We start from the raw sequence: 10,057 nt of genomic DNA on the forward strand, positions 1-10,057 counted from the left end.
AAGGATTTATAGGCTATTTAAGTTTTACCAGACAGCAATAAAAAGATTATAATTACTGAAAGTTCTCTATACCGACAATACTCTAGCCTTATTGTCGGTATACCACCTATATAAATATAGAAAATAAGAAAGACAAAGAAAAACATTTAGAAGGATTTGGAAACTGCCAACTAGCTGTAATTAGTCTTCAATAATTATTTCCATGTCTTTAATAAACTCCTAATGGTTTTGTGTCATTCTGTCATATTATGTCACTTGGCACATGGTTTGTTAATAAGATGGCGGATATTGGTGTCCACATCAAATTAGATAATAACAAAAATAAATATATAAGATTATGGGAAAGATTATTGGAATCGACTTAGGTACAACCAACAGCTGCGTTTCCGTATTTGAAGGTAACGAACCTGTTGTGATAGCAAATAGCGAAGGTAAGCGCACAACCCCTTCTGTTATCGGTTTTGTAAAAGATGGCGAGCGCAAGGTGGGTGACCCTGCTAAGCGTCAGGCTATCACCAACCCGACTAACACAGTATACTCTATCAAACGCTTTATGGGTGAGACTTACGACCAATCGCGTAAGGAAGCAACGAGCATGCCTTATAAGGTAGTAGACGAAAACGGTTTCCCCCGTGTAGATATTGAGGGACGCAAATATACTCCGCAGGAAATTTCTGCCATGGTATTGCAGAAGATGAAGAAAACTGCTGAGGATTATTTAGGTCAGGAAGTAACCGATGCTGTCATCACAGTACCAGCTTATTTCTCTGATTCACAGCGTCAGGCAACCAAAGAAGCCGGCCAAATTGCAGGCTTGAACGTTCAGCGTATTGTAAACGAACCTACAGCAGCTGCACTCGCTTATGGCGTAGACAAGGCTAACAAGGATATGAAGATTGCCGTATTCGACCTTGGTGGTGGTACATTCGATATCTCTATTCTAGAATTCGGTGGCGGTGTATTCGAGGTATTATCTACCAATGGTGATACTCACCTTGGTGGCGACGACTTCGACCAAGTTATCATTAACTGGCTGGCTGACGGCTTTAAGGCCGACGAGGGTATCGATTTGAAGAAAGACCCAATGGCCATGCAACGCTTGAAAGAGGCTGCCGAGAAAGCTAAGATTGAATTATCAAGCTCTACATCTACCGAAATCAACTTGCCTTACATCTCGGCTGAAGGTGGCGTACCTAAGCACTTGGTAAAGACTTTGACCCGTGCACAGTTCGAACAATTGGCTCATGGACTTATCCAAGCTTGTCTTGTTCCTTGCCAAAATGCGATACGCGATGCCAAGTTACAGACTTCAGACATTGACGAAGTTATCCTCGTAGGTGGTTCCAGCCGTATTCCTGCCGTGCAGACATTGGTGAAGAACTACTTTGGCAAAGAGCCTTCTAAGGGCGTAAACCCCGACGAAGTGGTAGCCGTAGGTGCTGCTATTCAGGGTGCTATCTTGAACAAAGAAAGCGGTGTGGGCGACATCGTGTTGCTCGACGTAACCCCGTTGACCCTCGGTATCGAGACTATGGGTGGCGTGATGACAAAGCTGATTGAGGCTAACACAACCATCCCAGCTAAAAAGAGCGAAGTATTCTCTACAGCCGTAGACAACCAGACTGCCGTTACCATTCACGTATTACAAGGCGAGCGTCCCATGGCTTCACAGAATAAGAGCATCGGCCAGTTCAATTTAGAGGGTATCGCACCTGCACGTCGCGGTGTTCCGCAGATTGAAGTTACATTCGATATTGACGCCAACGGTATCTTGAACGTAAGCGCCAAAGACAAGGCTACAGGCAAGGAACAGAACATCCGCATTGAGGCATCAAGTGGTTTGAGCAAGGAAGAAATCGACCGTATGAAAGCAGAGGCAGAAAGTAACGCCGAAGCAGACAAGAAAGAGCGAGAGAAAGTGGACAAGATGAATCAGGCAGACTCCATGATTTTCACCACCGAGAACTTCTTGAAAGACAACGGCGACAAGATTCCTGCTGACCAAAAGCCCGGTATCGAGAGTGCTCTCCAGCAACTCAAAGATGCTCATAAGAGTGGTGATGTGGCTGCAATTGATACAGCTATCAACAACCTCAACACCGTGATGCAGACTGCTAGCCAGCAAATGTATCAAGGAGCACAAGGTGCTCAGCCCGGCCCCGACGCTTCTCAAGACTTCAACGGTGGTGCTCAAGACGGTCAACAATCCCAAGGTGGCAACGCCAGCGACATCCAAGACGCAGACTTCGAGGAAGTGAAGTAATCTCTCAGGAAATGTAACGATAGAATATAAAAAACTATAAGTGAATGGCAGCAATGTAATAGAGATATTATGTTGCTGCTATTTTCGTATTATAAATTAAGAATGTATAGACTATCAAATTATTATTATAGTCTTAATTATGTGTGCAACTATTATGAAATATACGCTATATATTTTGACACCCAAAGCATGCTATAGATGAAAGTGCTATGTATATTCAAAATCGAATTACGAAGAACTTGATAAAGTATAGCTGGGTGCGGATGAGGAAAAGAGACAACAGAAACATAATTTCTTCAACCAATGATATTATATCAAATACTATGAGGGTGCTGTTTTAGTCTGTGCCTGTAATATCCAAAAACAAAAAGTTAGATCTAAAGTTTTGATACGAATTACATGATGACAGAATCAGGAAAGGATTGCTTATTTATCATAGATAAAAATGTTCGAAGCAGCTTGGTCCTTACGTCCGCCGTCTTAATTCTCAACTCGCCATCTCGTGGTCAAGTCTTGTCATACGGTTGGATAGTGGTGTCCTTGCTGCCTCTTCGGATTAATACTAACACCCGCTGGTTAATTCAGGCTTAACGGTATTCCTATCATCCGCGAGGATGTTCCGCTCGATTATGCCGGCTGTTAGTACTTCACTACAAAGATAAATAATTATTCTATACATTGCGTCAAAAAACAAATATTTTTCGATAATGACATTAAAAGAATTGGAATGGTAGAGTCAACTAGCAAATACAAAATTAGCATAGTTAACTCTACTCCAACCAAAAGGACTGGAACTAAAGGTATATTGGCGTATATTAAATAGAAATATATTGGACAATTAGTTAGGATTCAGGTTAGTAGCACTTAGGTATAAATATAAAAAAGAGGAAATGATTTGCTCATCTTTCCTCCATATATGAGAATCAAAAAAAGCCCCTCCGAAGAGGAGCTACAGGAAAATATCCTTCGGCATATAGCCTTATTGTGATAAGATGTAGAAATCTTTCTGTTGCAAATATAGATTATTTATTTTGAAGTTACAAATATTTTGTATAATTTTATTGCATTAATTTAATAAAACATGAAAAAGCGCATATTAGGATTGGATTCCGGTACCAATAGCCTAGGTTGGGCTGTGGTTGATAGAGATGAGAACAATCAATATTCACTAATTAAATATGGTGATCTGATTTTCGAAGAGGGAGTAAAAATCGAGAAAGGTGTTGAATCATCAAAAGCTGCAGAGAGGACCAGCCACCGAGCTCTGCGAAAGCTATACTTTAGACGGAGACTACGTAAGATAGAAGTATTAAAAGTTCTAGTGAAATATAACTTATGTCCTCAAGTCTCTGAAGAAGAACTACATTTATGGCATACGCGAAAACTATATCCCCAAAACAAAGATTTATTACAATGGCAACGTACTGACGAAAAGGAGGGGAAGAACCCTTACATATACAGGTATCGCTGCTTACATGAAGAGCTTGACATGTCAGTATCTGCAAATCGCATGACTGTAGGTAGAGCCATGTATCATCTTGCACAACGAAGAGGTTTTTTAAGTAATAGGTTAGATAATGAAGAAGATGAAAATCAAATAGGTGCTGTAAAATGCGGTATTTCTAATTTAACAGAAGAAATACAATCTTCAGGATGTAAGTATTTAGGAGAATACTTCTATAAACTTTATAATGAACATGGCAATACGGTGAGACTTAGGACTAGATATACAAGTCGTGAATTTCACTATAAAAAAGAATTTTATGCAATATGCGAAAAACAAAAGCTAGATAAAAAACTAATCGAAGAATTAGCAAGCGCGTTGTATTTTCAGCGTCCGCTGAAATCACAACGCCATACTGTTGGAAGATGTACATTCGAGCCTAATAAACCAAGATGTGCAGATTCTCATCCTGCATATGAAGAATTCCGTATGCTGAGTTTTATAAATACAATTAAGGTGCAAGGGCCTTATGATACAGAACTTCGTGTACTAAATACAGAGGAACGAGACTCCATTACTAAATTGTTTTGCAGAAAATCTAAACCCAACTTTGACTTTGAGGATATTGCCAAAGAACTAGCGGGCAGAAATAACTATTGCTATATAGGCGATGTTGTTGATAAAGCTTATAAGTTTAATTATCGGATGTCACAAGGTGTTTCAGGATGCCCAACGACGACTTACTTGATAAACGTATTTGGTCAAGACTGGCAAACGGGTATAGCAGAATCATATCAAGCCATTGACACAAAATTGGGACAGAAGTCTGTAGATGCAATGATTGATGATGTTTGGAATGTATTGTACTCATTCTCATCAAAAGATAAATTACGAGACTTTGGACGTAAAAAATTACAATTAGGAGATAAAGAAGCAGACACTTTTGCAAATATCAAATTGACTCATAAGTTTGCATCGCTTAGTTTAAAAGCTATTCGTAAGATAAATATATTTTTGCGTATGGGTCTAGTCTATTCCCATGCAGTAACCTTAGCTAATATTCCTACTATAGTAGGAACTGATATATGGCAAAGAAAACGTAATTTTATATTGGCTGAACTTCTACCTCTCATAGAAAATTTTAATCCCAAGGAGACAAAATTACAAGAAACTCTGGATTTCTGTGTGAAAGACTTTCTACAAAATAATTTTGAATTAAAAAATGGAGCTGTAGATAAGCTCTATCATCCTTCGATGATAGAGGCCTATCCGGATGCAGGATTGAATAGCAACGGTATATTACAACTCGGTTCACCACGTACTAACGCCATACGGAATCCTATGGCTATGCGTTCACTACATGAGATAAGAAAGGTTATAAACCAGTTATTGAAAGATAAAATCATAAATCAAGATACAGAAATACATGTCGAATACGCTCGCGAACTAAATGATGCAAACAAACGAAAAGCAATATCTATTTGGCAGAAATCACAAGAGAAATTACATAAGAAATATGTAGAGGAGATAACAAATCTATACAAGGAAGAAACCGGAAAAGCAATAGTACCAACAGATACAGATATTCTGAAATTCAAATTATGGGAAGAACAAAATCATATTTGTTTGTACACAGGACAGCAAATAGGCATTGCTGAATTTCTTGGAGCTACCCCCAAATATGATATAGAACATACTATACCACAGAGTGTGGGTGGAGATAGTACTGACATGAATCTGACATTATGTGACAGCAGATTCAATCGCGAGATTAAAAAAGCTCAATTACCAACACAACTGGGTAATCACGCAGACATATTAGTACGAATAGCTGGTTGGAAAAACAGCTACGAGAAATTATCCAAAGACATAGATCGTATTCGTACTCATTCCGGAATGGCTAAAGACATAAAAGACAGGCTAATTCAAAAAAGGCACTTATTAAAATTAGAACGTGACTACTGGCGTGGGAAATATGAACGATTCACAATGAATGAGATTCCAGAGGGATTCAGTCGCAGGCAGGGTGTAGGTATTGGACTCATTTCTAAATATGCGGGACTATATTTAAAATCATTATTCCATGATAAGAATGAACGTAACAAAGGTCATGTATTTGTTGTAAAAGGGACTACAACTGCTGAATTTAGGAAAATGTGGGGATTGCAAAATGAGTATGAGAAGAAATCACGCAATAACCATGTACATCATTGCATCGATGCTATTACAATAGCCTGCATCGGCAAACATGAATATGCTCAAATGGCACAATACTATCACGACGAAGCTGAATATCTATATCATCACGGAATAAAGCCCATATTCCCCAAACCATGGAAGACATTCACGGAAGACTTATTAGATTTGGAGCATAGCTTATTCGTAGTACACCATAGCCCAAACAATATGGCTAAACAGGCACGAAAGAGAATTATAACATCTACAGGACAACATTGGGCACAAGGAGATTCTGCTCACGGAAGTCTACACAATGATACATATTATGGAGCCATTGAACGAGATGGCGAAATCAAATATGTAGTAAGAAGAGCTGTATCATCCTTTGAGCAAATGAGCGATGTTGATAGTATCGTCGATGATGTTGTTAAAGAGACAGTACGGAAAGCATTAGAGGGAAAGAATTTTAAGGAAGCTGTCAATGCTCCTATTTATATGAATAAAGAAAAAGGTGTATTGATTAAGAAAGTTAGGTGCTATGCAAAATCTATCAAGAAGCCTATAGATATTCGTACACATCGCGATAGTTCTAGTAAAGAGTACAAACGGAAATTCCATGTATCTAATGACATTAATTACCTGATTGCCATCTATGAAGGAACTGTAAAAGGAAAGGTTAAGCGAGATTTCGAAGTCGTAAAGAATATTGAAGCTGCTAATTTCTTTAAACGTAGCCAAGATAGAAGAGATTATCCTACCATCGTACCCGAAAAGAGTATTAAACATGGCTTCCCATTGAAAACAACATTAACAAATGGGACAATGGTTATTCTGTACGAAGAGAACAAAGAAGAAATAGATTTCACAAAAAAAGAAGATATTTGTCGGAGGTTATACAAACTTGTAGGAATGAGCTCCATGATTGTATCTGGTTGTGAATATGGCGTCTTATCATTGAGACATCATCAAGAAGCACGACCTTCTAAGGATATAAAATCAAAAAATGGAGCTTTTAAGAATGGTGAAGCTCTTCGTCCAGCAATTACTATGCTTCACACCCAATTTAATGCTTTGGTAGAAAACATAGACTTCAATATTGATGTAACGGGAAATATAGAATTAATATAACGCATAATATGCTGAAACGTAGTTTGGTTTTTACATCTCCTGCCATGCTTTCTATGAAAGATAGACAGTTAGTTATTTCTTTGAAGGAACACCCTGATGAGCTACATACTGTTCCTATAGAAGATTTAGGGTTTATAATGGTAGAACATCCACAAGTGATATTGACCGTACCACTAATGAATTTTTTATCAGAAAACAACGTATCATTAGTCTTTTGTAATAGTAAAGGTATGCCATGTTCAATGCTATTAAACTTAGATACAAATACAACACAAGGAGAAACCATACGAAACCAAATGAATGCTGGAGAGGTCTTGAAAAAGAATGTTTGGAAACAGATTGTAGAAGCAAAGATCCGTAATCAATCGTTACTATTAAATAAAGTCGGCAAACGAGGTGAGCTACTAAAACCTTTGTTTATGAACGTAAAATCTGGCGATGCCGATAATAGAGAAGGGATTGCTGCAAAAGTTTATTGGTCAGAATTATTTGGCAAGGACTTTCTACGCGATAGAAATATGCCCAGTATTAACAGTCTATTAAATTATGGATATACTATACTGCGATCGGCTGTAGCCCGCTCCTTGATGTCATCAGGCTTATTCCCAGCGATTGGACTCTTTCATAGAAATCGAAACAATGCTTTTCCATTAGCTGATGATCTGATGGAACCATATCGTCCCTTTGTTGATGAAATAGTTTATAATCTCTATTGTGAAGGAAAAGAGGAGTTGAATAAAGAAACCAAAGCAGAACTAATTAGACTATTATACTATGATACTTATTTTAAGAAAGTAACACGTCCGCTTTCAGTTGGTCTCTCTTTGACAATGGCATCATTGGTAAGATGTTATGCCAAAACAAGTAATAAATTGATATTACCAGAAATAAGATGAGTGAAATCCGACTAAATTGTTATCATATTATGTGGTTGTTTGTGATGTTTGATCTACCAACTTTAACAGCTAAAGAACGTAAAAATCATACTCGATTCAGGAAAGAACTTGAGAAAGATGGATTTACCATGTATCAGTATAGTGTGTATATTCGATATTGTGGTTCTCTTGAAAGCGCAAATGTACATATGTAGGCTCGGCAATGGGTGCCTTGCCACCTTTCGGTGGTAGGTTTCCCATGGCCTGCCCCCGAACCGTACGTGCAAGTCTCCCTGCATACGGCTCTCCACTGGTAATATCAGTTTATTTGTCATGGGCATGAATTTTTGCATTACAATGTTTGCATACAGCCAATGTCTTACGCCATTTCTTAATCATCAGTCGGTGCCATTCAGTATCGGTATTTATACCTCTGAGTTTACGGACTTGATACATTATGGTCTTGACATTGGTTGCTCCACACAATTCACATTTGCGCTCCATAAGTCTCTCCGCAAGAGTAGGGAAAGGAAGTACAAATGTGTTAGGTAGATTATCGCAGGTTGCGTCTTTGTCCGGCTCTTGCCTCGCAAAGCCATCATTATAGAATATTCGGAACTTGGTTTCTCCTTTCTTTGCTTGGTAGGGTATCGCCAAGTCATGGTCTCTTCTGTACTTTCGTATAACCTTGGCAGTTGATGAATTTAGTTTCTTTGCCAAAGTTTTGCAGAAACTATATCGCATTATGTAACCGAATTTACTTCCTGCATAAGAGATGTTGTCCGCAATCCTATAATATTGGTACAATCCTCTGATTTCAGTTGTATAGCGTGCGCAGATTGTAGCAGGGTCTTCTTTGGTCAGGTAATTGCGTGGCATGGCATACCAAATTTCCTTTCCATTGATTACCCTAAGTTCCATTGCTTTCAGTTCCAATAATTTCTTTTGGACTGTGGCAATAGGCAGAGTCAGCATTATGCGTCCGCTGAACGGTCTCTTCAACCATCCCAGCTTATTTCGCTTCATGGCCTCGGATTTTCTGATAGAGATTTCATACCCAAGAAACTTTGCAGAATCCTGTGCATTAGTGATTAAGGTCTTTTCTTCGGATAATTCAAGTTTTAGCTTGTCTCTCATGAAGTTTGTAAAGTCCTCTTTCATTCTTGCGCAATCTGCTTTACTACCAATTACACCGATTAGAAAGTCATCGGCATATCTGATATATTTAAGTCTCTTGTAGTTACTATCCATTGCCATAGATGCCGGCACTCTCCGTGTCTTTGCTTCCATCTCTTTCAGTTGTGTCAGCAATTTACGTTTCGTGTCTTCATTAGTGGCGTTTCGGATAGCCTTGCGTAATCTTACAGCCTTTCGACTATAACTTGCGTGGAGTGGGTTTTCCCGCCTTTTCTTACCCTTGTCAAAAGATTCCGCATATTCACGCATGTATTTGTCGAACTTATCAAGGTATATATTAGCCAAGATAGGACTTATTATCCCTCCTTGAGGAGTTCCCGAATACGTCTTGTGAAATGTAAAATCTTCGATATAGCCTGCCTTTAGGAATTTCCATATCAGTCGAAGAAATCTTTCATCTGATATGCGCTCACGAAGAGTTTCAATCAGAATATGGTGGTCAATATTGTCGAAGAATCCTTTGATGTCACCTTCGATAAACCAATTCGCACCAGTGAAAAGAGTTTGGATGGAACGCAAAGCCGTATGACAGCTTCTTCTTGGTCTGAATCCATGCGAGGTGTTCTCAAAATGCCCCTCATAGACAGCTTCAAGAATAAGTCTAACGACCTCTTGCACCATCTTGTCTTCAATTGATGGGATGCCCAATGGTCTTTTCTTCCCATTCTTTTTAGGTATATAGACTCTTCGGGCAGGCGTTGGCATGTAACTTTCATCCTTTAGCGCAGCTATCAGATGTCCTATTCTATCAACACTCATTCCGTCAATGGTCTTGCCGTCTGAACCAGGTGTCATGTTGCCCGGTTTCGCATAAATGCGCTGGTAGGCTACATAAAACATCTGTTCATTGAATAGGATGCGGTACAACCTTTCGTACTTGTAATGCACATCTTTGCTATGTGCAGATAAACTGTTTAATATGGTCTCTGGATTTCTCATACGTCTCACACGTTATCGTTTGACAATATTGAG

General features: G+C 38.8%; 4 protein-coding genes and 1 pseudogene. 4 read left to right on the forward strand and 1 reads right to left on the reverse strand.

All coding sequences use genetic code 11. The features are described 5' to 3' along the window. The first annotated feature begins 337 nt into the window (after positions 1-337). The 4 genes and pseudogenes from dnaK to cas2 form a co-directional block, all read left to right on the forward strand. Positions 338-2,263 (forward strand): molecular chaperone DnaK, encoded by a 1,926-nt coding sequence (dnaK, locus tag HMPREF0671_RS11040; RefSeq protein ID WP_036900630.1) that lies wholly within the window; start codon positions 338-340, stop codon positions 2,261-2,263. A gap of 1,081 nt (positions 2,264-3,344) precedes the next feature. Further along, a complete protein-coding gene (gene cas9, locus HMPREF0671_RS11045) occupies positions 3,345-7,013 on the forward strand; it encodes a type II CRISPR RNA-guided endonuclease Cas9 (RefSeq protein WP_036900632.1) in 3,669 nt (1,222 codons plus the stop codon). 8 nt (positions 7,014-7,021) lie between these two features. Further along, entirely contained in the window at positions 7,022-7,909 is an 888-nt protein-coding gene (cas1, locus tag HMPREF0671_RS11050) for a type II CRISPR-associated endonuclease Cas1 (RefSeq protein WP_036900634.1), read from the forward strand. Then, a pseudogene (cas2, locus tag HMPREF0671_RS12120) lies at positions 7,906-8,100 on the forward strand (CRISPR-associated endonuclease Cas2); the annotation flags it as partial. The gene cas1 and the pseudogene cas2, both read left to right, overlap by 4 nt. A 112-nt stretch (positions 8,101-8,212) precedes the next feature. Here the strand turns inward: cas2 and HMPREF0671_RS11055 are convergent. Beyond that, positions 8,213-10,024 carry a reverse transcriptase/maturase family protein gene (locus HMPREF0671_RS11055; protein WP_025073257.1) on the reverse strand — a complete coding sequence of 604 codons (1,812 nt, stop codon included), beginning with the start codon at positions 10,022-10,024 and terminating at the stop codon, positions 8,213-8,215. Positions 10,025-10,057: the final 33 nt, after the last annotated feature.

The sequence above is a fragment of the Prevotella sp. S7 MS 2 genome (assembly GCF_000762865.1).
Lineage (GTDB): Bacteria > Bacteroidota > Bacteroidia > Bacteroidales > Bacteroidaceae > Prevotella.